The 25406-nt window shown below is 36.6% G+C and carries 20 protein-coding genes; 6 read left to right on the forward strand and 14 right to left on the reverse strand.

Features of this window, described 5'->3' with window-relative positions; translation table 11 throughout:
• Window positions 1-20 precede the first annotated feature (20 nt).
• The 6 genes from MKX78_RS23395 to MKX78_RS23420 form a co-directional block, all read right to left on the reverse strand.
• Window positions 21-794 carry an ABC transporter permease gene (locus tag MKX78_RS23395; protein ID WP_251162435.1) on the reverse strand — a complete coding sequence of 258 codons (774 nt, stop codon included), beginning with the start codon at window positions 792-794 and terminating at the stop codon, window positions 21-23.
• On the reverse strand, window positions 787-1728 hold the full coding sequence (locus MKX78_RS23400) for an ATP-binding cassette domain-containing protein (protein WP_341052625.1): 942 nt from the start codon (window positions 1726-1728) through the stop codon (window positions 787-789). The genes MKX78_RS23395 and MKX78_RS23400 overlap by 8 nt, the downstream gene beginning before the upstream one ends.
• Window positions 1729-2014: 286 nt before the next feature.
• Entirely contained in the window at window positions 2015-2614 is a 600-nt protein-coding gene (locus MKX78_RS23405) for a TetR/AcrR family transcriptional regulator (protein WP_224936956.1), read from the reverse strand.
• Between the two features lie 183 nt (window positions 2615-2797).
• Window positions 2798-4243 (reverse strand): DEAD/DEAH box helicase, encoded by a 1446-nt coding sequence (locus MKX78_RS23410; RefSeq protein ID WP_322909895.1) that lies wholly within the window; start codon window positions 4241-4243, stop codon window positions 2798-2800.
• Between the two features lie 122 nt (window positions 4244-4365).
• Window positions 4366-5616, reverse strand: coding sequence for a vWA domain-containing protein (locus MKX78_RS23415; protein ID WP_307318932.1), 1251 nt, complete (start codon window positions 5614-5616; stop codon window positions 4366-4368).
• An 82-nt stretch (window positions 5617-5698) separates the two neighbouring features.
• A complete protein-coding gene (locus MKX78_RS23420; protein WP_307318935.1) occupies window positions 5699-5926 on the reverse strand; it encodes a DUF3953 domain-containing protein in 228 nt (75 codons plus the stop codon).
• A 239-nt stretch (window positions 5927-6165) separates the two neighbouring features.
• Here MKX78_RS23420 and rluF point away from each other — a divergent pair, with 239 nt between their 5' ends.
• The gene (rluF, locus tag MKX78_RS23425; protein ID WP_095371384.1) at window positions 6166-6873 is read left to right on the forward strand and encodes a 23S rRNA pseudouridine(2604) synthase RluF; all 708 of its coding nucleotides are present in this window, start codon (window positions 6166-6168) and stop codon (window positions 6871-6873) included.
• A 33-nt stretch (window positions 6874-6906) separates the two neighbouring features.
• Here rluF and MKX78_RS23430 read toward each other — a convergent pair whose 3' ends face one another.
• Entirely contained in the window at window positions 6907-7785 is an 879-nt protein-coding gene (locus MKX78_RS23430) for a radical SAM/SPASM domain-containing protein (RefSeq protein ID WP_095371383.1), read from the reverse strand.
• 102 nt (window positions 7786-7887) lie between these two features.
• Window positions 7888-8409, reverse strand: coding sequence for a lysozyme inhibitor LprI family protein (locus MKX78_RS23435; protein WP_307318940.1), 522 nt, complete (start codon window positions 8407-8409; stop codon window positions 7888-7890).
• Between the two features lie 184 nt (window positions 8410-8593).
• Between MKX78_RS23435 and MKX78_RS23440 the strand changes: the two genes are divergently transcribed.
• Both MKX78_RS23440 and MKX78_RS23445 read left to right on the forward strand, forming a co-directional pair.
• On the forward strand, window positions 8594-9454 hold the full coding sequence (locus MKX78_RS23440; RefSeq protein ID WP_322909898.1) for a DUF1672 family protein: 861 nt from the start codon (window positions 8594-8596) through the stop codon (window positions 9452-9454).
• Between the two features lie 15 nt (window positions 9455-9469).
• On the forward strand, window positions 9470-10288 hold the full coding sequence (locus MKX78_RS23445; RefSeq protein WP_341052637.1) for an alpha/beta hydrolase: 819 nt from the start codon (window positions 9470-9472) through the stop codon (window positions 10286-10288).
• Between the two features lie 82 nt (window positions 10289-10370).
• Here MKX78_RS23445 and MKX78_RS23450 read toward each other — a convergent pair whose 3' ends face one another.
• The 3 genes from MKX78_RS23450 to MKX78_RS23460 form a co-directional block, all read right to left on the reverse strand.
• Complete coding sequence (locus MKX78_RS23450) at window positions 10371-11258, reverse strand: AbaSI family restriction endonuclease (protein ID WP_341052638.1); 888 nt, start codon at window positions 11256-11258, stop codon at window positions 10371-10373.
• 441 nt (window positions 11259-11699) lie between these two features.
• Window positions 11700-13258 (reverse strand): IS3 family transposase gene (locus MKX78_RS23455; protein WP_341051231.1). Its coding sequence is split into 2 segments (ribosomal slippage): window positions 11700-12604 and window positions 12604-13258, totalling 1560 coding nucleotides; the frame shifts between segments, so codons are not numbered across the junction.
• Window positions 13259-13358: 100 nt separating this feature from the next.
• Window positions 13359-16469 (reverse strand): DEAD/DEAH box helicase, encoded by a 3111-nt coding sequence (locus tag MKX78_RS23460; RefSeq protein ID WP_322909901.1) that lies wholly within the window; start codon window positions 16467-16469, stop codon window positions 13359-13361.
• A gap of 261 nt (window positions 16470-16730) precedes the next feature.
• Between MKX78_RS23460 and MKX78_RS23465 the strand changes: the two genes are divergently transcribed.
• Both MKX78_RS23465 and MKX78_RS23470 read left to right on the forward strand, forming a co-directional pair.
• Entirely contained in the window at window positions 16731-18371 is a 1641-nt protein-coding gene (locus tag MKX78_RS23465) for a DUF2075 domain-containing protein (RefSeq protein WP_322909902.1), read from the forward strand.
• Window positions 18372-18374: 3 nt separating this feature from the next.
• Window positions 18375-18680 carry a nucleotide pyrophosphohydrolase gene (locus MKX78_RS23470; protein WP_322909903.1) on the forward strand — a complete coding sequence of 102 codons (306 nt, stop codon included), beginning with the start codon at window positions 18375-18377 and terminating at the stop codon, window positions 18678-18680.
• A gap of 349 nt (window positions 18681-19029) precedes the next feature.
• Here MKX78_RS23470 and MKX78_RS23475 read toward each other — a convergent pair whose 3' ends face one another.
• On the reverse strand, window positions 19030-19389 hold the full coding sequence (locus MKX78_RS23475) for a MerR family transcriptional regulator (RefSeq protein WP_095371373.1): 360 nt from the start codon (window positions 19387-19389) through the stop codon (window positions 19030-19032).
• 116 nt (window positions 19390-19505) lie between these two features.
• On the opposite strand from MKX78_RS23475, the gene MKX78_RS23480 reads away from it, so the two are divergent.
• A complete protein-coding gene (locus tag MKX78_RS23480) occupies window positions 19506-20144 on the forward strand; it encodes a nitroreductase family protein (protein WP_341052642.1) in 639 nt (212 codons plus the stop codon).
• A 114-nt stretch (window positions 20145-20258) separates the two neighbouring features.
• On the opposite strand, the gene MKX78_RS23485 is transcribed toward MKX78_RS23480, so the two are convergent.
• A complete protein-coding gene (locus MKX78_RS23485; protein WP_341052644.1) occupies window positions 20259-22745 on the reverse strand; it encodes a restriction endonuclease-like protein in 2487 nt (828 codons plus the stop codon).
• Window positions 22717-25293 (reverse strand): MrcB family domain-containing protein, encoded by a 2577-nt coding sequence (locus MKX78_RS23490; protein ID WP_341052646.1) that lies wholly within the window; start codon window positions 25291-25293, stop codon window positions 22717-22719. The genes MKX78_RS23485 and MKX78_RS23490 overlap by 29 nt, the downstream gene beginning before the upstream one ends.
• Between the last annotated feature and the right edge of the window lie 113 nt (window positions 25294-25406).

Consider the following 25406-nt stretch of genomic DNA (forward strand, 5'->3'; position numbering starts at 1 on the left):
TCAAACCACCGAGACTTACTCTACTCATTTTTCCGTCTCCGAAATAAAAGAGTTGCTGCTATATAGGAGAGCACTAACAATCCACTAAACCAAAGAATCGTTAACCAAAGATTATAATCAATTGGTGTACCAATTAACAGCCCTCTTAGTGCCTCAATTAATGGAGTCATTGGTTGATGTTTGGAAAAGGCATCTAGCCATGCAGGCATTGTATTTGTCGGGACAAAGGCACTACTTAAATAGGGTAGGAATAACATTGGGAAAGTGAATGCACCAGCTGTTTCAACATTTTTCGTTAGTAAACCTAAGACGACAAATAACCAGTTAATCGAAATCATGTAGAGCGTTAATATCCCTAAAACGCCAAGCCACTCTAACAACCCAGCCTCTGGACGAAAACCAATCAGAAGAGCTACGATAAAAACTGCTAATGTAGCAATCATATTACGAAGATATCCTCCAACAACATGGCCTACTAATAAAGAAGAAGGTTGAAGGGGCATACTGCGAAATCGCTCGAATAAGCCTCCACTCATATCCTTTGTCACGCTAACGGATATTAAAGAACTGCCAAACCCTGCACAAGTAATTATAACCCCTGGAACAACGTAATTTACATAATCAGTCCCTGTTTGGATTGCCCCACCAAAGACATAGACAAATAGCAACATGATGGAAACCGGTAAGGCAATTGCCATTAATAATGATTCCACGTCACGAAAAATATGCATAAGACTTCGCTTTGACATCGTTAAACCGTCTCTTAATGCCCATATCCACTTTGCATCACCCATTTACTAACACCTCCACTTTATTATGCTCCGTCATTTTAATAAAAACATCATCCAGTGTAGGCTGTCGTATAACAATCGCGTCTGGTTCAATTCCTTTTACATATAGATCATTCAGCAACTCTCTTAGTTGTCTCACTGAGCGTATAGGTATCGAAATCTTTCTCGCTTCCTCATCTACTTCACCTGACATATAATTCTGTGCTTCATGGTACCCACTTGTATCGGCAAAGGTTAACTCTAATGTCTCCTCTCCAATGACTTCCTTTAGTTCTTCGGCCGTTCCTTCTTTGATGATTTTCCCTTCAGCAATAATAGCAATCTTATCTGCCAGCTGATCAGCCTCTTCTAAATATTGTGTCGTTAGAAAAATTGTCACGCCTTGATTGGCAAGTAATTTAATCATATCCCACATCTTTCGTCGGCTACGTGGGTCCAAACCAGTTGTCGGTTCATCCAAAAATATCACTTCTGGTGCAGCAAGCAGACTGATAGCAATATCAAGTCTACGCCGCATCCCTCCAGAGTAAGTTTTTACTTTCTTACGAGCTGCTTTCGTGAGCTCAAAGGTCTCCAGCAGTTCTTCTGTCCTTTTCGCTATAAGTTCTTTATCTAGGTGATTGAGCCTGCCCATCATCGCTAAGTTCTCTTCACCTGTTAATAACTCGTCTACCGCTGCATACTGTCCAGTTAAACTTATCTTCCGTCTCACATGATTAGCTTCGGTTTTCGTATCATAACCAGCAATCATTGCTACCCCGTCATCTGCTTGAATTAATGTTGATAAAATGCGAACCGTCGTTGTTTTACCAGCCCCATTTTCACCTAATAACGCAAAAATAGAACCACGCCTTACATCAAAACTCAAACCATCTAGTACTTGCTGATTACGATAGGCTTTTTTTAGATTTCGAACATAAATAACTGTCTCGTTCATACAATACCTCCTAATGATTGACTTAATGAGTCAATATTTAATTAAAAAAATAATTTGGGCAATTTATTCAAGGAATAGTTTATATGTTAAATTTAATTATTGATTGATTCATTCAGTCAATAATACTAGATGCCTAATCATTTTGTCAATTTATTCCCTATTCCTTTGATAAATTCATTCCCCCTTTTATTTTTATAACCATTTCTCAAAATACATGTCAAAAAAAATAAAAATCCTGAATTTCAGGATTTTTTCTCTCTGTAATGCCTTACGCTTTTTTATTTGCTTATCTTGAGGTAATCATACGCAATAGAATAGATACTTTCTCATCAATGTTATCCTTCCACCAATCAGGGTCGTCTGCCATAATACCTGAGATGACCGTTAAGAATAATCCAACTAATTCTTCAGGGTCCCCTGCCATGATTTCTCCTAATTGCTGTCCCTCGATAAAGATAGGGAGAAAGAATTCAATATACATTTGCCCAATATTTTTATATACAGCAAGGATATGCTGAGGTACATTTTCACTATGTTCTAAATGTTGAATCACACGAAAAACATGATTTGATCCTGAAGTCAGTGCAAAGGTAGTAAATTTATGTATCTTTTGAACGGGCGTTCGTTCTTCTTGTTTCAGTTTTTCTAAGAATGCTTGAGACTCTCCTAATGCAACTGACCATTCTAAACTCTCAAATAGTACCTCTTCTTTTGATTGGAAATAATGATAAACAAGACCATGGCTAATTCCTGCCTCTTTGGCAATCATGCTAATTTTCGTCAACTTAATTCCATTCTCCGCAAATACCTTCATAGCGGCTTTCATAATTTGCTCTTTACGTTCTTCCCGTATCGACTCTAACTGCGCATCATTAAAACGAGGCATGATCCAAACTCCTCCATCGTAAACCTTCTTACCTCTATCATAACAGATTGTGTGAGAGAGAAGAAATGGATAATAAAGACCCCACCCTAATACTGTTTCAGAAATAAATCACTTAATTATATACATATGGGGTGTATTCTAAAGAGAGGGGAAGAATCCGACTGATTCTTCCCCTCTCTATCTTCATTTCCTCGCCACATGGACTTTCAATTGCTTTCCTTTGACAGTTGTATGCTTCATTGTTTCCAACACAAGCGGACCTTTATCATTTAGAATTTCTACATAGGATGCCGTATCTTGGATAGTAATAATCCCTATGTCATCGGCGGTGACACCGTCTATTTTAGCGATGGTTCCAACGAAGTCGACTGCTCTAAGTTTCTTTTTCTTACCGCCATTGAAATAGAGTTTCATGATCTGTTTATTTAACTTTTCGCTTTTCGCCTCTTTTAATGGTGGTTCGCTGTTCAGCTTTTCTAAAAATGCCGGCCTCGCCGCTGACACTGCCGCTTTCGAAGGCGCTTCAGATGCTGGGATTTGGAAGCCAATATATGCTTCTATTTCTTTAAGAAATTTATCTTCACGCGGTGTCACAAAGGTAATCGCCTTACCGTGATGTCCTGCTCGCCCTGTTCTTCCTGTCCTGTGCACATAGCTTTCCTTCTCTAACGGAATATCATAATTAAAAACGTGCGTGATTTGATCAATATCAATTCCTCTTGCCGCGACATCCGTTGCAACTAAGTAACGAAATTCGCCTCTGCGGAAGTCTTCCATTACTTCTAAACGATCGTATTGTTCCATACCTCCATGAATCATATCACAATCGTACCCTTTATCGGTTAACTCGTCACAAAGTGTATCAACGCGCTCCTTCGTTCGACAGAAAATAATCGCACTATCTGGATTTTCAATAGTTGTCACATCCGTTAACAATGACAACTTCTCGTTTTCTGATACCGTATAAAGACTATGTTCTATTTGCTTTGTGGTCAGCCCGCTAGCTTTGACCTCAATATCTATAGGAGTTTTCATATAATCAAGTGATAACGTTCTTACGCGGTCAGGTAGCGTAGCTGAGAAAAGATACGTATTCCGCTGTTTCGGCATCTCGTCAATAATCGCTTCAACTTGTTCGATAAAGCCCATATTAAGCATTTCGTCGGCTTCATCAATGACTAAATATTTCACTTCATCGAGCGCGAGCGTACCCTTTTCAATATGATCAAGCACACGCCCAGGCGTACCAACGACAACATGCACTTTCTGCTTTAACTCATTCTTTTGGATATGAAACGGTTGTTTACCAACGACTGCTGCTGCCTTAATCCGTTTAAAACGGCCAACATTGATGATATCTTCTTTCACCTGTACCGCCAGTTCCCTTGTTGGTGTCAAGACAATCGCCTGCGGCTTATTTTCCTGCCAATCGACTAACTCACAAATCGGAATAGCGTAAGAAGCCGTTTTCCCGCTCCCTGTTTGTGATTTCACCACAAGGTCAATCTTCTCAAGTATTAACGGTATCACCTTTGCTTGTACTTCTGTTGGTGTATGATAATCTAAACTATCCAACGCTTTTATCATCTCATTGCTTAATGGATAATCTGAAAAACTCTTTTTGGTCATGTGAAAAACCTCATTTTTTTCTTATTATTCTCGTTCATAAACTTCTATTATACAGTATCCAAATACGAAAAAGAAAAACGGTCTGTTCATACACATAATCCAACCCTCAAAACGCGATCACTTTATTGAATCATGCCATGTTGTTTAGCTGATGTCAGCCATGATGGGAACTCATCTAATAACCGATTATATAATTCATCATCTGTAATTTTATCTAAATCATCCAATGCGAAGAAACCGGCATTATCAATGACTCTTCCAGGTAATTGATCCAGTTTTTGTAGTACACCATAATTGGCATTGCCAATGCCGACGAATTGCCAAAATAAGTTTTCCTTGGAACAATCAATAAGGATTTTTGATATCTTATGATCCAAATAAATGCCGCCATCACTAAAAAAGATAATGTATGTAGGTAAATCACTGCGAGGGTCTTCCTTTACATATTTCTTAATGACATCTTTCATCACCACAGGCTCGTTATTTCCTACTCCTAGCCCACTAAATATTTTGGGACGAGGATAAGTTCTCTCAATATAACCCTCATAATCCTTTTCTGTTACGCTATTTGCCCGCATAGACTTAGAACCGAAAAACCACACATCTAATTCACCATCATCGTCCATACATGCAGCAACTGCTAGAACACGTTCGAATGCGCGCTGTACCACGCCTTTTTCATATAAAAGTGACATCGACCCAGAAGCATCAAATACAACCGCTACCCGTGCTCTCACTTGCTGTATTTTCTTCTTTTCTAAAGAAATGGTTACTTTCTTCTTTAACAAATCAATTTTGGATAGATGAATGGGTGCATTTGATGGTGTGGGCTTTTGTTCCGGAACAGAAGGCGCCTCTTCTTCCGCTACCTTTACACCAAACGATTCAGCTAAAGGCTTTAACCCACCATTAAACCCTCTTCCTATTGCGCGGAATTTAAAGTAAGACTGATAGCGATAGACCTCCACAAGTACTAGCGCCCGCTCTTCTGTCGCATCATCTACCTCATAATGAACCATTCCTTGAGGACTATTAACAGTAATGGCTAGTCCTTGAACCGTACGAAATGATTCCTGCCCATCAAGCGTAGCGGTAAACGAACAGCTTTGAATTACTGAAGATAGTTTGTCTAAATTTATGGTAAACACAACTAGCTTCTCTTTATTTTGTTGCAGAAAGACACTCTCTTCCGGATCTTTCTTTTGGTTATAAAAAACCATGTAATCATCCGAAGGTACATGACCGTCCCCTGTAACTAGGAAAGCGCTAATGTCTAATTCAACCTCTCCTTGCCATTTAACCTCGATTGTAACTAATCCCTCTTTTGGAAGTTGGATATTTGCTCCTTTTCTAAGGGAAACCGTGTTCGACATAACCATCATCTCCAACCTTTTTCTTTCCATTATAATCTTAAAATGGTTGGGAAATGGAAAAAATATTTTATAGGCTCTAACTTCATAAGAGTCTTTCAATGGATACATAAAAGGAAAATAAAAATACAACAATGAGAAATACGCCCATTCCCTTCTCTTCTTTCTTAAATGCTTCGATACCCAAAGCCAACATAGTAAGACTTAAGAATAAAATCATGATACCCACAAACGTAAAATCTTCGGTCATTACTCCATATGTAGCAAATAAGAGAGTAACTACAGATAAGACATAACGTAGTATTTTTAGCAAAACAACCCACCTTTCTTACATAAACAAATTGGGTCCTTTAGTTTCCTTGTTTTGTGACACTCTTAATCTATCATACTTCTCTTTTGCGTTTATGTTAGTATCAAATTCAGTAAACACCTTATGTAGAACGATAAGAAAAACGAAGCATTTAATAAAAAAAATAGCAGAAACGTTTGTGATTATTCCTTAAAATAAGTATAGTTAGTACTTAACGAATCATTTAAAAAGGATGTGGCAATATGCGCCTTAATAAATATATTAGTGAATCAGGAAAGGCTTCTAGAAGAGGAGCGGATAAATTAATTGCTGACGGGAGAGTCACCATTAATGGGAAACGTGCTGCGATTGGTACTCAAGTCGAACCCGGCGATGACGTTCGTGTAGACGGTAATCAAATCCGTGTAGCCAGAAATAATGTTTATATTGCGCTCAATAAACCTGTAGGGATTACGAGCACAACCGAAAAGGGTGTCAAAGGGAATATCGTTGACCTCGTGAATCACCCATTACGCATATTTAATATCGGCCGTTTAGATAAAGACTCAGAGGGCTTAATCTTAATGACCAATGACGGTGATATCGTGAATGAGATCTTACGTGCGGAAAACCAGCATGAAAAAGAATATATCGTTTCTGTCGACAAACCGATCACGCCTGAATTCGTGAAGCAGATGTCAGAAGGTGTGAAAATCTTAGGGACCACTACCCTACCTTGTAAAATCGTCCCCTTATCCAAATTTGATTTTCAAATCACTTTAACACAAGGTCTCAACCGCCAGATTCGCCGCATGTGTGCTGAATTCGGCTACGACGTATTACGTTTACAAAGGATTCGCATCATGAATATCAACTTAGGTTCCCTCCCGCCTGGACAATGGCGCGATTTGTCTAAGAAGGAGAAGAATCAATTGTTTAGAGAGTTGAATTATGAGCCTAAGGAATGGTAAAAAAGGGAATCTAGGCTGACCTAGATTCCCTTTTTATTTCCCAAACCGTTTACGATACCCACATTTCCTACATAATTCCTCGACAGCCTCTCTTCGCGAAAAACCATCAACGAGATTCTTTGCTCGATCCATTTCAATAATCTCCGAAAAAGAATTTTCATTAATATTGCCGAGATTGATGATACCCTCCCCATCTAAACAGCATGGAATTACGGTACCATTGGCTAAGATGCCCGCTTGATTACGCATGCCGTAACAGAAGCCTTTGCCATCATCCTCTTCTTCATGAAGAGCGGGCCACTGAAATTCATAATCTTGATTAATATATATACGATCAGCAATTTTCACACCGCTACCAGGTACGACCTTTTCTTCAATGCGATAATCCAAGTTAAATTCTTTTTCAATGATTTCCAGCACTTCTCTATTTCGTTTTTTCTCCAAATTCGTCGCATTATCTTGCGTCAAGTTCCATAGCCTTAGTGACACAATCAGCTCCGATTGACTCGTCGCTTCCTTAATAAACGAAAGAATACTCTTTACATATCCTTCTTTATCCTCCGAACCTATATGGCCATCAAAACTGTGAAGTGAGAAATTCATCTGCCTTAGAGCCGGCTTGTTCAATAACTTCTCCCTCTTCTTATTAATGAGCGTCCCATTGGTTGTAATATTGACCTTAAAGCCTTTTTCGTGACTGATATCAAGCAACTGCCCAATTTTCGGATGAAGCAGCGGCTCACCCTTTACATGCAAATAAATATAATCCGTATGCGGCTTAATCTGATCCAACCGCTTCGCAAAATCTTCCAAAGAAATAAACTGCTTCGCCCGTTCTGTCGGCGGACAAAAACTACAAGCCAAATTACAAACACTCGTAATCTCCAAATAAAACTTCTTGAACTTTTTCAACTTCTCTTCCTCGATTCTTTACCTACTTCAAACAATTTGCACTACTATACTAATTAAAGCAGATATATCGTGGGATGGGTATAGGGAGTTTTTGGCCTACTACTACAAATAGGTATTGATTAGCTCGTAACACCTTTCTTCAGTAAGATTGGCTAGCACCGATACATATTCTAGCTGTTCCTGTGTTCCACCTTCAAACTTTAATGACGCATTTTTTGCCGTATCATCTCTATCATTGAGCCAATTTCGTTGTTCTTCTCTTAGATGATCCATCTCTTCTGTTGAAAGTTCCTCCTCTAACACCTGATAAACTTCATTTAACAACGCATCCCAAGCATCATATCGATCACCCTCTACTTTTTTCATTGCATAAGTGGAAGCATCCGCTGGTTTTACTTCTTCCAACTCTTTTTGCGTACGATTGAATTCTTTTATATACGTCTCTTTTAAAGAATTCTCATTATGAGTGATTGGAGGCTGTTCTTTTTCGCTTTGGGTAGGGACTTGTTTTGTTTGTTCCGTATCCAACTGTTTATGTGTCTCATTACCAGTAGTTCCACAAGCCGAAATCATAAGCACTAATAAAAGCCATACAGTGGTAATAAAAATCCCCTTATTCTTCATACAATCTCCCCTCGTTCCCCTATTCCATATCTCCTATTTTTGCATAAAAAGGGTAATTTTTCACCTACGAATCTGTAAATATCTAACTTTCTTCGCTACAATAAAAGGAAGATCTTTTTGGAGGGAGTAAACAAAAATGGTTCCTATCTTTAAGATTTCTCTTTTTTGTCTGGGAATAATCATCATGTTGGGTGGATGTTCTAATCCAACTGACACGAGTGAGACAAATGCTTCTGATGACGCCTTAGTAAGTGTGGCGGAATACAACGGTGAAGGCTATGCCTTACCATACGGAAAAGAAACCGATCAGATTGCCGAAGATCATCGAGAACAAATTGAAAAGGCCGCAGTCGCACTTTTTCAAGAAAACTACCAAACCGAAGTCGTAGTGCACAATGTAGTCGGAGCATTAGATGCCGCCACGGTCTTTGTGGAATCGGTGGGTGAACCTCATTTTTATACATACGCTGTTGTACCAATTGATGAAAAAGAAAAGAAAGTAATGACCGAGCATATTTCAGCCGAAGCCTTTCAAGTAGAAAACGCTATGAAGGGCGGGTTATATCATATGATTTTTAGCAATGAGTTCAAGAAGCTTGATGATTACTTTGAGTCATTGGTTGCAGAAGGAGAAGTGGTTGGTAAAACAGAAGCAGCGCTTGAAAATGTTGGTGGACATGGCTTTATGACGCCTTATTATTTTATTTCTACTGACCCTGATGATGCCGCCATCAAACCCGTGTATGACCTTTATTTACAAAACCCTGATTCGAATATTGAAACGCTAAGAGATGCGTATGAGGAAAGCTTATTTGATAAAGAAAACTTCCAAATTAATATCCAATTGTTTATGAAAGAGCAACAAGCAGAACCTAGTGAAGAGATTTTTACACAAGTGATAAGTGACCTCGAGGAAATGAACAATATTCCTAAAGGAACTTACAGCCTTTATTTAAATGATCATTTCATACATGTGGAATCTAGTGAAGGTGCGAAGGAGAATTCTTTGAAGCGGGCGTTTCCGGATTATATTGTTAAAGAGTAAGGAGTGCGAGCTTTCATGACTACTGTACTTATTGAAGATATTGAATACGGTAAAGTAAATGGGGTACCGTTGATGTTAGATATTATTCGCCCTACCAAACTTCCAGATGAACCAATGCCGGTAATCATTTATATTCATGGTGGAGGTTGGTCCAGTGGAGATAAAGCTGGAGTAGGTGGTCGAGAATGGAATTCATATTTTGCTAAGAATGGTTATTTTGTCATCAACATCAATTATAGATTGAGTGGTGAAGCAATTTTCCCCGCGCAAATTCATGACTGTAAAGCAGCCGTCCGCTGGTTAAGAGCTAATCATGTAAACTACCATATTCATCCTGAAAAAATAGGGGTTTGGGGACACTCCGCAGGCGGACACCTCTCAGCTCTTTTAGCGACATCTATTGGAAATGATGAATTAGAAGGAGGATCAGGGCATCCTCATTACCCGACTCATATAAATTGTGTAGTTACAGTTTCAGCCCCTATTGATATACTCAAAATGGGCGGATGGCATGATCTAGAAAATTCTCATGAAGCCAAACTTATTGGAGAAATAACCGTTCAAAAAAATGCGGAACTTGCCAAAAAAACAAACCCTATCCCATACATCAACGACAAAAGCAAGAACATACCTTTTTCAATCATACATGGTGAAGACGATAAAATCGTTCCGGTCTCTCAAGCCCGATTAATATATGAAAACCTCCCTAATGCTGCGCTTCTAACTGTTAAAGGCGCTGACCATGGGATGGAGGGTGGAAATATAACAATCACAACGTTATTAGAGATGATTTTGGCTTTTTTTGATCAGTCGTTGGTGAATAGAAAACTATAATAAACGATTATAAGGATTGGGATTAAATGGGGGAATATACAATTATACTCCTTCCCCCACCTGACCACTTCTATAAATACAATTAAACAATTCTAACCCGTTCACTTATACGATCATACCTAAGAAACTCGTCATTATCAGGTGAAACCCCTGAAATTTTGAAGACACCTACAAATCGATAACTATTAAAGCCGAGATTATTTTTGTATTTTGCAAATACTGCTCTTTCTCGGCCAACATTCATTTCTTCCATATAATTTTTTGTTCTTTCTTTGGCGATGGCAACGTCCTGGTGAGATTCATCTATGTAAGTCCAATCTTCTGCCAATAGATTTAACCAACCGCTGGCAACTGATTTTGTATCCCCGTTTTCTACGATGGAGAGTTTCGGACACCATAACCAGGTTTTATCTATCACTCGAAAATAGCTCAATTGATACCTCTTAGCATTCTTACCGAATACAGTATTGGCGATATCTTTTATGTCCTTGAATTGCACATTATCGTGAATAGAGAGATATTCTTTTTGTTTTAATTCGCTTAATTCTTCTTCATATGTCATCCAATTCAATGTCGTTTTCACTACCGCCGCTTTATTTTTAATAATAGATACAACTTCGTGGATTCTAGCATTTATCTCATCTATAGATTTCGTCGCATCCATTCTATACACTTGAAAATCCTCAATAGATTCCTCATAAACCGCCGAAATAATATCATCCATACGTAAATTGTCTTCTGTATGATTATTTAGATGATAGGCTTCATCTACTTCTATCCCTATCTTTAATTGGGGAAAATAAAGGTCCATCAAAGCATATCGCCCATTTTGCCGCTTCACATACTGTTGGCTTACCGGCTTAATATTCATATTGTCTAACTTATGCCAAATCGCCGTTAAAATATAGTTTTCATAGTCTTTTCTTTTTGTTCTTGAGAAAGTCTTTATTAGGTAGTCGCGTTTGTTCATGTCGGTACCCCTCTTTTCTGTCTTTAACTACTATTCCAAAAATATCTTTTAAGAACATCATCAACTAATCCTGAGTATAGAAATTGTTAGTTATAGGTGTTCCTCAAAAAATGATACTAATTCTATCCATCTATTTCATTGAATTTAAAACTTTAATACCCTGCACTTTCACCCCTAAGTAGAATGCGTAGTTTTATAACAAAAGGGCTATTCATTTTCCATATATCAATAACCAAACATCCACACTTCTGTTTTAGGGGGAAAGATTGAATCATAATATGATTATTCCAAAGAGGTGGGGCATAACTACATGACACAACTATAAAACCGAAAGGTGATTTGATAAACAATTAAAACAAAGAAAATCAGAGCTAACTCGAAATCCGAATGAAGATTGAACAGCCCCCTGTCAAGTAGACAGTGGAAATAATAAAAAGTTACCTAAGCGGCTATAGCTCTATATTCCATAGGGCTATAGCCGTTTAGTCGTTTTTGGTATCGATTATGATTATAGAAGTGAATATACTCCGTTATGGCATTGGAAAGTTCCTCATAGGTCATAAATTTATGTAAATAATATTTCTCACATTTCAGTGTTCCCCAAAAGGATTCCATAGGTCCATTATCGATACATCGCCCAACGCGAGACATACTATGAGCCATTTTTAACTTTTTCATCCTACATTTAAATCCATAGGAGGTGTATTGATAACCACGGTCGCTATGAATGAGAGGCTTCTTTCCCTTTAAATGCTTTGTCGCCTGGTCAAGTGTATCAAACACCAGTTCGTTGTTATTAGAATGCCCGAGAACATAACTAATAATAGAACCATCATAGAGATCACGAATGGCACTTAAATAAGCTTTTTGGGAGGAACCATATTTAAATTCTGTGACATCCGTGACCCATTTTTCATTTGGCTTTTTAGCTGTAAACTCACGATTTAATATGTTTTCCGTGACATATTGGGGGATAGAACGTTTATATCGTTTTTTCTTCACTCGAATCACCGAGCGTAATTGAGCCACTTTCATTAATCGATAGATTCTCTTATGATTCAGTGCCTCATTAAATTTTCTATTCAAATGAAGAGTCATTTGGCGATAGCCGAAGATCCCCTTCATTTGAATATGTAGGATTTTCATCTCTTTCATAATAGCTTCATTCAGAATCTCTTGGGAAGTCGGTTGACGTCTTAGCCATTTATAATAAGCGCTCCGAGTGACGCCCGCGATATCACACAGAAGAACTATGCTTAGATTCTCTTTCTCATGTAGTTCCTGTATGGCGACATACTTATCTTTAAATCGAATCCTGCTTATTTCCGCCTCCTTTCGAGTTCCTCCAACTTTTTTAAGAATAAGTTCTCTGCACGTAATCGTTCATTTTCTTGTGCTAGTTTTTTCATTTCGAGTTTTATTTTATCTTCTGGTGTTAACTCTATTTCTGTTTTATTCCTCCCTCGTTTGTCTTGAAGACCTTCCTCTCCACTCTCTTCATATTTTTTAACCCATGTATAAACTTGTTGGTAAGACACTTCAAAAGTGTCAGCTGTCTTCTGATAATCTTTTCCGTTCCCCAAGCAATCAAGTACCACTTGAATTCGTTCCTTCCAAGTTGTTTTTCTTCCTTTAGTCATAGAGCTCGTCCTTTCTTTTGACGTATCCTTTATTTCACTATGACTATTATACTTCTTCAACCATAACCTGAGGACAGACTCATCTGATATTTTATATCTTTTGGCAATTTCCTCTAAAGAATAGTGGCCGGACAGATAGTCCTTCATGGCTAATATTTTTAAATGCTTCGGGTACGTTTTCCAGGAGGTCGATTCTTTAAGACCTTCAAATCCATACATATCAAATTTATACTTCCAAATTCGAATGGCACTTCTACTAACTTTATACTTTCTCATTATCTCCGCTACAGATAAAATACCATCTTTTAATGTATTTATTACTTCTATCCTAACTTCGAGTGGATGAGCTCTTTTAGACATAAATATACTCCCCTTTTAGTAGCCAGATTTTATTTTTTTATCTGTCTACCTATAGGGGAGCATATCAGATTCTCGATTAAGAATTCGGTTTTTTCTCTGGTCAAAAAACTTTTGTTCTAGTTTCATTATAATCATCAATAATAGAAATTGTTTTATTTGCCACTTCACTACCAAGGGATGCATATAATTTTTTATCTCCAATAATATAAAATTCCTCTTTTGCTCGTGTAGCTGCAACATTCATCATATTTGGATCAGAAACAGCCCACCTTGCTGCCCCACTGCTATTTGAGTCAGCTCCAAGAACAAAATAGACAATTTTTGCTTCTTTACCTTGAAAAGTATGAACAGTCCCGATATTGGCTATTTTTCCATTTTCCCGTTTCGTGAAGTTAATCTCATCTAATACACGTGCAAGTTTATATGCCACATTTCTAAAAGGAGTTATAACATAGATATCGTCTGCTAATGCTGGACTTTCTTGCAAACCTTCTATAATTAAATTTTTCAATAAATCAGCTTGTTCTTTAACAAATTTATCATTTGCTTTCCCAGTTGAGTGATACCACTTTGATTTACCATTTGACTTTTCTTCAGGTTTCCCTTGTACCATTAACCCATCATAAGATATTTCATTTGAAATCGTAAACATTGGATAGTTTGAACGCCTGTGTACCCAAAGTGGTATGCCTATCCATTCATCATCATTTTTTTTGAATCCATACTGACTTGTGTCATCCACAATAGTTTGAGTAGAAACATCAGCAGCAACAAATTTCTCGTCAACTTTGTAATGTCTTCCAATCAAGGTCAATACATTTGAATCTAAACTCACTACTGGTTTTATCTGTGACGGATCCCCAACAACCATAATTTTTTTACTTCTTAATATTGCACCAACACTCGCTTGTGGTAAAGCTTGACCAGCTTCATCGATAAATAAATTACCAATTGAGTTTTCATTCATATTTTTAAACATTCTTCCAAAACTAGCAAATGTAGTACTAACAACAGGGATAGCGAAATTCAACCATTGCCATGATTCTGAAATTAACTGATACCCATTCTGTTTCCCTATGTATTCAGACTGCTTATTCCAAATAATCCTAGCAGCTTTTAAGTTTTTTCTGTTTTCATACAAGAATTGCTTTCTAACTTTCAAGGCAGAAATAAATAATTCTGATTGTAAAACTCGAAATTGCCTTGTAAACCACGGATTAGACTTTTGTAGTTCATCATACGGGAGTGAAAAATCCAGTTCACTTATTCCACTTTGAAACTTAAGTTCTTCCAATAGCTTAATTTCATTTTCGATTTTTTTAATATTATTTTGTTGAGTAGTCATCCATTTTTTGAAGTCATCTTGAATGATCCGAATTTTTCTTTCAATCTTCTCAGCTTTTATCTCATTATCCTTTTTCCTATTTTCTAGTAGTTTGCGATCGTTCAAAATTTTTGTTTTCTGTTGAGAAAGATCATTTAAAAGATCATTCGCATTATTGAGTTCTCTTGAATATTGTTCAACTTTTGACTTTTTAAATATCTTTTGAACCCATAAAAAACTTGGCTTTTGTGAAATAACAACATCATAATTCCGTTCTGCTTGAGTATACATATTAGCAATGTTATCAAGTTCAATGACAATATCCGATAAATCTTTTTGCAGATTTACACTTTCATGGTTATTTCTTTCTAGTTCAAGCCTAGCTTCTTTATCTTGTGATTCCAAAATCGATTCTCTTTTTTGTTTCTCCTGTTCAAAAGCGATGGATTGCTCTTTATGTTTATTTTTTAATTTTTTGAGAGAATATATTTTCTCACTATACTCTTGTATTTTCTCTCTTACAATTTTTATCTTTTCATATTTTTGTAAGAACTCTTGATATACACTTACACTTGTATTTGCTTGATAATTTTCTTCCAGATCTTTTTCAATTACTTCAATATTTAAAAGTAACTTATTAATATTTTTTGACGTACCACCTTCTAATGAAAATGCACCCCAATTTTCATCATTTAAAAGTTCACTTTCAATTTCGCGATTCTTCCCGAAACCTTTACCGTCCAATTTAGAATTAGAGACATCTTTGAAATAATTCGCTTCCTCTAGTTGTTTTTGAAATGCAATATCAATTTCCTCTTTCTTTGGTAACTCCATCACAATATTTTGGACTGCCCCATTGTTTGAACTTGCAACAATCATGTTTTTATCTGAAATCGATTGGGGTAATGTTCCAAGTCTTGCATTTTTCCAATAAACTAGATTTCCTTGAATAGTTTTATCAGGAAACTTGATAATTTCCGCTGCCTGTTGTACTACTAAATCAGCAAATATGTCTTTTAAGAGCGTAGTTTTCCCTGTCCCTGGTGGCCCATTAACACTTCGAATATCATTTTTATCATTTAAAGCAAGGTTTACAGCAACTTGTTGCATAAATGAAAGCGAAAAATCAGGATTACTGGGGAAACGCCCTAATGGATAAAATTTAGGTTGTAAGATTGTCTCAAAAATATTTGAGTTAAAGTGAATTGATTTTTTATTCCCGTCTAAATTTTTCCTATATCCAGAAAAACCATTAAAAAATCGATTCAAGTTTTCATTAGTTATTGTCTTTGCTTTGGTTAGATCTTCAATAAAGAATGAATGTAAATTGACATCTCCATTATCTAAGTTTTTCACAAATGCATAGCGGAAGTTCTCTTCGGATACATGATACTTTTGTAAAAGTTCGGAAATCGCGACATTAAAATCTTCGTGAAATTTCCTAACCAAGTTTTCTCTAAATGAGGTTTCAACTTTTAAAATATCTTCAGGCAAAACACCATGCTGATGAATATAGCCACTCATAGTAAAAAACAATTTGTCTGCTATGAAATTTAATTGATTATCAAAAAATAATGAGAAAGTAAATTTATCTGAGTTACTTACCTCTTCATATGTATTAGCAATCTTGTATTTTTCCCTTAAAATATCAACAACTTCTTGAAAATTAAAAATATCAAAATAAAATACTAATCCTGACTTTTTAAATTGCTTTTCTGAGACATTTTGCTGTTCTTTTTGTTTAATTAAAAAGGCTGAGAAAAAATAATGCCAGTCATCTTCCTTTTTATGTAACAGCTTTAGCGATTTGTCTTTTTTATTAATATCACCTTCAGAAAGCTGCTCTATTGTAATCCAGGCATTTATGATATCTTCCCTTTTATTCAACTTCTCACTCCCATTATCAAATATTTGTTAAAAACTTATTAAACCCTTTTAGCAGGATATAACGATCCAGTATTTGGAATAACCTATCTATCAAAATTATCGGCATTTCATCCATAATTTTCATGGTTTTTTAATGTGTCGTATATATAGTTAATCATCATTTAACCTAACATACCTTCACAAATACTGTACCCCCAATATATAACAATTGATTTGTAATATATGATACTATATAAAAAAAGACATACTGAGGATAAAAACATGAATGGATTAGTATTTGAAAAGATAAGTTTTACTCGTGATCATGTAAATGCTGTAAAGACACTGCACCTAAATAACTATCCTATTTTATATATACTATATAACGAGAAAAAGAGACCGTCCGCCTATATTGGACAGACGGTTCAAGCTTCACGACGTTTGAAAAAGCATCGAGAAGATAAAAAACGGAAAAATTTGAGCCATTCTATATTAATTGGACATGAAAAATTCAATCAGTCTGCGACCTACAATATTGAGTCGAACTTAATTAACTATTTCATTGCTGATAACCACTATCAATTGCAAAATGTTAGTCAAACACGTTCTAGGGTCATGCATAATTATTATCAGAAATCCTTCTATAATGAAGAACTCTTCCAAATGATTTGGGAGAAGCTTAGAGAAGAAAAAATCGTAAGTGATACTGTTGAAAACCTAAGGAATAAAGATATTTATAAACTTTCTCCATATAAAGAGCTTAACCCTCAACAACTCGATATTAAAAATGAAATTCTCAAATTTTGTAATGAAAATATTAAGAAGAACGGGAATCATGTTTTTGCTATTGAAGGTGACGCGGGGACTGGTAAAAGTGTTCTTTTAAGCTCTCTGTTTAATACCATTCAGGATCTAGCCAAAGATGATAGCTCTTTATTATATGGAACAGACAATTATTTGCTGGTGAATCACACTGAGATGTTGAAGACATATAAAAGCATTGCCAACAGTCTACCCAACTTGAAGAAAAAGAATCTGATGAAACCGACACCGTTTATTAACGAAAAGACAAGGGCGCAAGAAATAGCAGATATCGTTTTAATAGACGAAGCGCATTTGCTTCTTACAAAGGAAGATTCTTATAACAATTTTCGCTACCAAAACCAATTAGATGAAATCATAAAACGTAGTAAAATCACCATTGTTATCTTTGACCCAAACCAAGTTTTGAAGATTAAGAGTTATTGGAATGATCGATTACTAGCAGAAATCACTAGACAATATAACGCTAAGACGTTAGTACTTAAAGATCAAATGAGAATGAATGCTAATCCAGAAACAATTAAGTGGATTGACAATTTTGTTGCAAAAAAGATTCTACCGTTACCAATAGAAAATGACTCAACCTTCGAGCTTAAATTTTTCGAAGATCCAGGTACGTTCAAAACAGCTATTAAAAAGAAAAACAAAGAACTCGGTCTTTCTCGTATTGTCTCAACCTTTGATTATTTACATAAAAAAGACGGTAATACTTATATAGTTGATGAAAATGGAATCAATATGCCTTGGAATAGCACCCAAGATAGTACAACATGGGCAGAAAACCCAAATTCTATTAAGGAAGTTGGCTCCATTTATACTGTACAAGGATTTGACTTAAATTACGTTGGCGTTGTCCTTGGTCCATCGGTGAGCTACGATGTCGAACAAAGGAAATTAGTCATTGATCCTTTGAAATATAAAGATACCGGAGCATTTATTTCACGAACGGATTTACTGCCTGAAAAAAATCAAGAAATTAAAGAAGAAATTATCTTAAATTCTATTAATGTACTAATGAAGCGAGGCATCCATGGATTATATATTTACGCCACAGATCCTAAATTAAGACAGAGACTACTTGACTTAAAAAGGGGAAATTAATTTATGAGCGATATTAGGAACTTAATCAACACCATTAACGATTTTAGAGATGAAAGGAACTGGAGACAATATCACAACCCAAAGGACCTTGCCATCTCAATTTCTATCGAAGCAGCTGAACTACTAGAAGATTTCCAATGGATCAGCAGCGAAAAAGCACTCAAAGAAAATGGAGAAAATATTCGCGAGGAAATCGCAGATGTTCTAATTTACTCCTTAATGTTATGTTCTGACTTAAACTTAGATGTAAAAGAGATTATAGAGGATAAGATTGTGAAGAACGGGAAGAAGTATCCTGTGAATAAGTGATGACATCTACTGTTATCCCCTTCTCCCTCATATTCTTATTAAGATGAAGGGGGATCTTTAAATAAACTGATGAAGTATTATATTAAAAGACCCTCTTCTTATTTATAATGTTTGCAGTGATTCGTCATCACCAACTAGCCTTTCTCCTCAAATTCTTCGCTTATGCATAATAAAACAACTCAATTTTCTAAAAACAAAAGACAGATATCTTTAAAGGTAATTAGTTATTACATACCAATTATAATGCAATCTATCTACTAAATTTATCATCAGTATTTTTTAACTGTAACAGTTTATCTTGGTCTTCCATTTTGCGGTGCCTATTAATTGTTGAGAAAAAACAATTTTCTCAACATTTCGTCTGAAACGCTGCTTTCCCTTCCAAAATGTCCTGCAAAAACTTTTTTGATTTGGTTAATTGTTTCCTGATATCATCTATTTCTTTGATTTTTTGTTCAACGATTGTTTTCTTTTCATCGTATGATAAGTTCATTTGTTGATTGACCATCATACTTATCTCTTCTATTGAAAAATCTGCGCATAGAAGTGCTTTTACATCCTCAAGGTACTCCACAATTTCTTCAGCATATACGCGATAATTATTTACATCTCGCTCAATATAACAGTCAGGAATTAGATTTTTGCGTTCATAGAATCTTAATGTGGATATGGGCAAATCCGTTAATTTCGAAACTTCATTTATTTTCATCATATGACCTCTTTTTTATTGCTATAAACTTAGGTTCATAGTTCATAATGTGCTTATGATAACCAATGGCATATAAAATGTCAAAATAATCTAAAGTTATCAAAAGGAGCGATTTTATGTTCAACCATATTCTGAATAACGATTTCGTCGATATAGTCAAAGGAAGGCGTTCTGTTCGTCATTATGATGAAGATTTTAAAATATCGCAAGAAGAGTTAAGCGAGATTATTGCGGAAGCTAGTTTGGCGCCATCCTCTGCAAATATGCAATCTTGGCGTGTAGTTGTTGTAGATACTCCCGAAGGAAAAGAAAAACTTAAACCTCTTGTACGTTTCAATACATTACAAAATGATACTTCTTCTGCCATGTTATTAATTTTTGGTGATACAAAAAGCTATTTGTATGCAGAAGAAATATTTAATACAGCTGTAGAACAAGGGAAAATGCCGCCTGAAGTGAGAAATAGCCAACTCGAGACCATTCTATCAATCTATCCAACACTATCAAAAGAAATGAAAGTTGAAATTGCAAAAATCGATAGTAGTCTCTTTGCAATGCAATTAATGTTAGTAGCTCGTGCGCACGGATATGATACAAATCCAATGGCGGGATTTGAAGCAGATCAGCTAGCAAAAACTTTTGAATTGGATGAAGAACGATATACTCCCGTAATGATCCTTTCAATTGGTAAAGCCAAATTAGCTGGATACGAATCCATTCGATTAAGTACTGACAAAATTTCGTTTTGGAGATAAACCTGACAATCCATTAGAAGTGCAAAAAAAGAGAAGAAGTTTCCTACTAATAGTGGGAATGCTTCTTCTCACTTCCCTTCCATTTCATGTTGAAACAGAGTTTGATTGGTGTGTTTATGATCCCCTCCCTAACAAACCAACCAACTCCCTAAAAACAAAAGAAGGATTCCTTTGCAAAGTATCTAGACTAACTGTTTTCTGATCATCTTTCCCTATCAGAGACACTTCCCTTTTGTCTTTATTGATTTTGATTAAAACATTCTTAATCCTGTATTCCTCTACCTTAGTTGCTATATCGATTTCTACTGAGTCCAGTTCAATAGATATTTTATCGGAGACCCTTCTTAGCATTCTCCAGAGCGTTTTTTCTTCTTTCGATCTCATAAATAGTTCTGGGAGCTCTGTCGACTCTTTCAAATGATTTAATGTGGTCTGCATATAGACAGCCACACCGTAGCCTACAGGTTTAATGATTGGGTTGCAGTTGATCCAATGGTCCACTTCAAATTGCATGTATTCTTCGCTGCCTACTTTTTCAGGTCTTATTTCTTTGGCCCTGCCATAGCAGATGACTCCATTTTGTTCTAAAACACCTTTTTTTACGTAAAGAGCGATATACTTTGTCTCTTGCCAGCCTGATTTAAGCTTAGTGATAGGAATACGATAGCTGCCTGTCTGTTTAGATTGAATATACTCTTCTCGATCTTTCACAAGGCCAACAAGCACTTTCTCTTCCAAATTGGAATGCCATTCTTCTAATGACCCTCTTGGTAAGATGCCTTCATGTTGGATTTCTTCAGGGCTTTTTTCGATCAGTCTCTCTACAAATTTTTCGACTAAGCCTGTTGCATTAGGGAGAAATGGCAAGCCACCAATATTGACCTTATCAATGCTCTTATAGAAGTGATGATTTTGGTACAACTCTTCAAAGGACCACGGAAAAAGGACGTAGGCGCCAAAGGCTGTTCGTTCATACGGCCCCTCATTATAGGCTACAATCGAATCTCGATAACGGTGCATTGTGTTTATATCATCCTCAAGTGGCCCGGGGTGCTTATATCGATTTTGATAATAACTGCCTTCTTGGGCGTAATCGATACGATATTTGGCATCGAATACATAGTTATAGGTAAAATCCTTGCCTTTCTTCGCAATGCTAAGCATCGTATCTGGCTTTTGAGAGATGGTAGGCAAACCGCTTTCGTACTTTTGGTATGTTAGAATAATCTCCTCTTTCGTATAAGGGTGTTTGTATTTTCGCATAGCCGACCGATTCGTTTGCAGGTTTACAAACAACCCGTCCCTGTTGACCTGGATGATATCTTGACTGATCAGTAGATACTTCTTATCAAGGATTTGCCCAAGCTTCAAAAATGTCCAATATTCATAGAGTGTAGCTACATCTTTCACCGACATTTGATACAGCTTTCCTTGTAACATCAACCCTTTCGACACTGTCAAATAAATTTGAAATGCTTCTCGATAGCCTGGTGCCATCTGCAGCACTAAACTATGAATAGAGCGATCTAGTTTTTTGATGCCTTTCCAAAAGGGGCTTTTTTGCTTCGCTTCTAATTGCTTAATCATCTCAATCAACTTGTCTAAAAGGTCCGTATCCACTTCGACTTCCCATCTCATGCCTTTATGTCTTAATGTCTCCAGTAAATCATAGAGCTTATGAGATACCCGTTGCATCATCCATTTCACATATCGATTTTCCAACGTATCATAGGTAAGTTCTTTTTTCATCCGGAGACCTTCGATAGGCATAAATGTTTTATGGTTGTTCTGAATTGAGATGCCCTTGTTAACCTCCGTAAACAAATGCGGCCTTTTCTGCAAATAGGTTCGACTTCTCGTGTCTAATTTATTTAATTGATCTCCTCTTACCTTTTCATAGGTCTTATGTAAAAGATGATGTGGCTGCCGTTCAATTTGGTTAACGGCTTGAATGAACTGATCAAAATGCTTACTAATGAGACGGTAAAATTCACTTCTTGAAGGCTTGCCTTCGAGTTTCAATCTAGCCCCTAAATAGGTTTTGCGAATAAAATGGAAGGCGAGATTATAAATTTCATCGTTCACCTCTTCCAGAAGCTTTTTATAATCATTTCGATAATCAAGCTTTGCTGGAAACACTTCTAACGTCACATCTAACAGTTTTTGACTACCGTCCCTAATTTCAAAAGTGGTTAACCCGACTTCATTCTGGAATCGTAAGTTACCCATCAACATATATGTATTGGCTATCTCTACCTTAGCGACGGCTTGTCTTAAGCCCGGATGTTCATGGTAAAAAGATAATTCTCTATTTGTCTTCGGCACGACAATGACTTGATACACACCATTCTCGAAAAAAATTGGCCGTAATTGAGAGGATTCCTTAAGCAATTGTGTTTCAATATTATAAATCAATACCTGACTTACTTTTTCTCCATGAACAGAAAACTGCATGACATCATGCCGATCCATTGCCCGGTATTGTTTCAATCCTTCATATCGCTCGTGATACGGCTTACCTTTCACCACAAGAGACATATCCTCCGTTTCGATCTTCACTAATTCAACATCATCATGATACCCAGAAGGATGTAAAGCCATCTGCCTGTAACCTCCTCAGCATCTCAACCACTTTCCTGACGCTCCTAGGGTACAGCACACTCTCTACATCGAACGACGCATTCTCATCGTCCTGATACGCCGTATTCGTGAATAGTTGATACAATTCCCTTAGGAGTTGATCAATTCTAGCGTCACTTCCGGATAAACGAGGCAGGATCTTCTGAAGGATACAATGATCAAATGCTTCCTCAAAGGTCAATAATCCTCCTTCCTTGTTATAGGCAAGATAGAAAGAAATTTCATCCCTCACCCGGTAACCTATATGGGCATTAATTAGCTGGAGAGACTGATTAATTCTCACGAGCTCAGCTGTTGCCTTTTCGATCATTTCCGTATCTTCCTTATAAAGATCCTTCAGATGTAAATACTCTGAAGCCAGTTGATTCTGCCCTATCACCACAGGCTCAGCTTCTTCAAGGTCTTGAAGAAAAGATAAATGATCCAACTCCACACGATTAAACTCGATTGTATTTGCACGGTCCAACACCTTTTTACTAAACGGATGTGTCGTTTCATCCATATTAACTGTGCCAATCACAAATAGATTATTAGGCAGTGTAATCACCTCATTCGCAACCTCTTCCGATAATAAAGCAGATGTAACCACCTTCCCATCCTCCAACCGACGACTCTCCATGACACTGAGAATATCACTGAAATAATATTCAACCCGTGCCAAATTCATTTCATCTAAAAGAACAAAATAAGGCAGATCTGGATGCTTATGTGCTGCTTTAATGGCTTTTGTTAAAGGACCTTCTTTAAAATCTCCCTTAATATCTACATAACCTAATAAATCCGAACCATCGCTCCAATCAGGCCGCACAGGAATCAATGTAAACTGGCCATTTTTCTCATTGGCACCAACACTCTCGGCAAACCATTGCACCATCTTGGTTTTCCCCGTTCCAGAAATACCGGAAAGGATCACAAACGGCTTGGTTTTCAAAGAAAGATATAAGTTGATGACTTCCTCTTTTGGATAATAAAACCCTTTGCTTTGTATGTAAGAATAGACGTGATTAATTAAATCCTTTGTGGGCAAAAACTCATAGCTTTTCTCCCTGATTATCTCCTCATCACTATTGTTTAAAGAGTTATCATAAATAGTACGATCATTCAGCGAGATATAATTCTCATATATTTTGATCATGCTTCTTAAATCATCCAAAATCACATTTTCTCCTGGCATCTGATCCACATCATAACGAATATATGCCGCAGTAGATAGCGCATAGCCCTTTGCCTTCTTACTCTCTCCCAGATTAATATGATCATCTATCTTAACCTTGCTATTTGCGGGAATAGACCCCCTCATCTCAGCTTTAATTCTCAGCATCTCATCCTTAGAAGTTTCCGTTATCCCCTGGGCCAATGTAAGATAGATACTTTCCATATCCTCACTGAACAAATAGACAATATAATAACCCCTCTGCGTCGAAACAGTAATTTTGCGATTCATGATCGCAATCCAAGGAACAGACGCCCAGTTCCCTTGCCCCACCGATCCAGTCACAACATATTCGGAAGGGTCAATAAAAGGAAGGTTATGTATAGCCGCGGTCACCTCACTTCGAACAAAGGGTCCCAATTGGTGCCCCCCGAAAGCTTCCCTCTTTGCAGCTAAATATTGATTCGCAATCCTGATTAATTTCTCTCGTATATTTTGAGACATGATCTGCTCCTTTTTATTTAAAGTGTCAAAATAAGGCTCTGTTGGATTCCACTCTTTATCAATTAAAGTTGTACTTTGTAACCATATTAATAAATTGTGCGTTCTCTCTTTAGCTACCGACTCTACCATTAGGTTTTCACCCCTAGAATTCCGCACAATTAGCATACCAAGTTCTTCAAGAGCCAGCCTTTTGTCCCTTTTAGGTAGATGTCTTAATAAATCAAGGCAAATAAGGGCTGCTCTAAAATACCCTTGATTCATAATGATCTTCTTTACAAAATCACCTTTATTTTCAGCTGCCTTATAAGCATCGAACTGACTTTGATTGATCTCATTAAATTCATTCACCAAACCTAATAATTTTGCATCCTGCCTGGCTCTTGACTTAACCCTATATAGATTACCTTCGACTTGCTTACTGAGCTGCTCAGTGTCGTATTTTCCAATTTTCACTTCATCTAAGAAGGTGATTACCTTTTCATACTGCTCATTCGGCAACTCATCTGTCTTGAATTCCTTTAACTTGATGGTTGCTTTATCACCTTGGGTCAATAATTCAACAAAAGGTAGTTGGGCGAAGTAAGATAGAATGAACGTACTTTTTTCACTTTCTGTCATTAACTTATCGACAGTGGTTGTTCTTTCTTTAGTAAATGATTTCCACTCATTCAATATAAAATTAAAATCAATATCTACATACGGAGAATGCCTTTCACCTCTATTGTATTCATCCCTGGATGATTCTGTTTCTATATGTATTCCTTGATTGTCCACCTTTGTAATTTTATGTATATTTGAGGTTTTGATGTATTTTATTCGTTTTGATAATTCAATAATAAGTTGCTCAATCATTTCTTCACTCCGTTTACAGATCGATCCAATTATTTGTATATATTATACTATAATAAAAAAGCCATTCAATTGAGTGAATAGCTTCTAAAGTAACAAATAATTATTTGTGCTGT

This window comes from Cytobacillus sp. FSL R5-0569 (genome assembly GCF_038007265.1).
Taxonomy (GTDB): Bacteria; Bacillota; Bacilli; order Bacillales; family Cytobacillaceae; genus Cytobacillus; species Cytobacillus kochii.

What these genes read in the sequence shown, in the direction of transcription:
- MKX78_RS23395 (WP_251162435.1), bottom strand. Translation starts at nt 794, where the DNA reads ATGGGTGATGCAAAGTGGATATGGGCATTAAGAGACGGTTTAACGATG.
- MKX78_RS23400 (WP_341052625.1), bottom strand. Translation starts at nt 1,728, where the DNA reads ATGAACGAGACAGTTATTTATGTTCGAAATCTAAAAAAAGCCTATCGT.
- MKX78_RS23405 (WP_224936956.1), bottom strand. Translation starts at nt 2,614, where the DNA reads ATGCCTCGTTTTAATGATGCGCAGTTAGAGTCGATACGGGAAGAACGT.
- MKX78_RS23410 (WP_322909895.1), bottom strand. Translation starts at nt 4,243, where the DNA reads ATGACCAAAAAGAGTTTTTCAGATTATCCATTAAGCAATGAGATGATA.
- MKX78_RS23415 (WP_307318932.1), bottom strand. Translation starts at nt 5,616, where the DNA reads ATGTCGAACACGGTTTCCCTTAGAAAAGGAGCAAATATCCAACTTCCA.
- rluF (WP_095371384.1), top strand. Translation starts at nt 6,166, where the DNA reads ATGCGCCTTAATAAATATATTAGTGAATCAGGAAAGGCTTCTAGAAGA.
- MKX78_RS23435 (WP_307318940.1), bottom strand. Translation starts at nt 8,409, where the DNA reads ATGAAGAATAAGGGGATTTTTATTACCACTGTATGGCTTTTATTAGTG.
- MKX78_RS23440 (WP_322909898.1), top strand. Translation starts at nt 8,594, where the DNA reads ATGTTGGGTGGATGTTCTAATCCAACTGACACGAGTGAGACAAATGCT.
- MKX78_RS23445 (WP_341052637.1), top strand. Translation starts at nt 9,470, where the DNA reads ATGACTACTGTACTTATTGAAGATATTGAATACGGTAAAGTAAATGGG.
- MKX78_RS23450 (WP_341052638.1), bottom strand. Translation starts at nt 11,258, where the DNA reads ATGAACAAACGCGACTACCTAATAAAGACTTTCTCAAGAACAAAAAGA.
- MKX78_RS23465 (WP_322909902.1), top strand. Translation starts at nt 16,731, where the DNA reads ATGAATGGATTAGTATTTGAAAAGATAAGTTTTACTCGTGATCATGTA.
- MKX78_RS23470 (WP_322909903.1), top strand. Translation starts at nt 18,375, where the DNA reads ATGAGCGATATTAGGAACTTAATCAACACCATTAACGATTTTAGAGAT.
- MKX78_RS23475 (WP_095371373.1), bottom strand. Translation starts at nt 19,389, where the DNA reads ATGAAAATAAATGAAGTTTCGAAATTAACGGATTTGCCCATATCCACA.
- MKX78_RS23480 (WP_341052642.1), top strand. Translation starts at nt 19,506, where the DNA reads ATGTTCAACCATATTCTGAATAACGATTTCGTCGATATAGTCAAAGGA.
- MKX78_RS23485 (WP_341052644.1), bottom strand. Translation starts at nt 22,745, where the DNA reads ATGGCTTTACATCCTTCTGGGTATCATGATGATGTTGAATTAGTGAAG.
- MKX78_RS23490 (WP_341052646.1), bottom strand. Translation starts at nt 25,293, where the DNA reads ATGATTGAGCAACTTATTATTGAATTATCAAAACGAATAAAATACATC.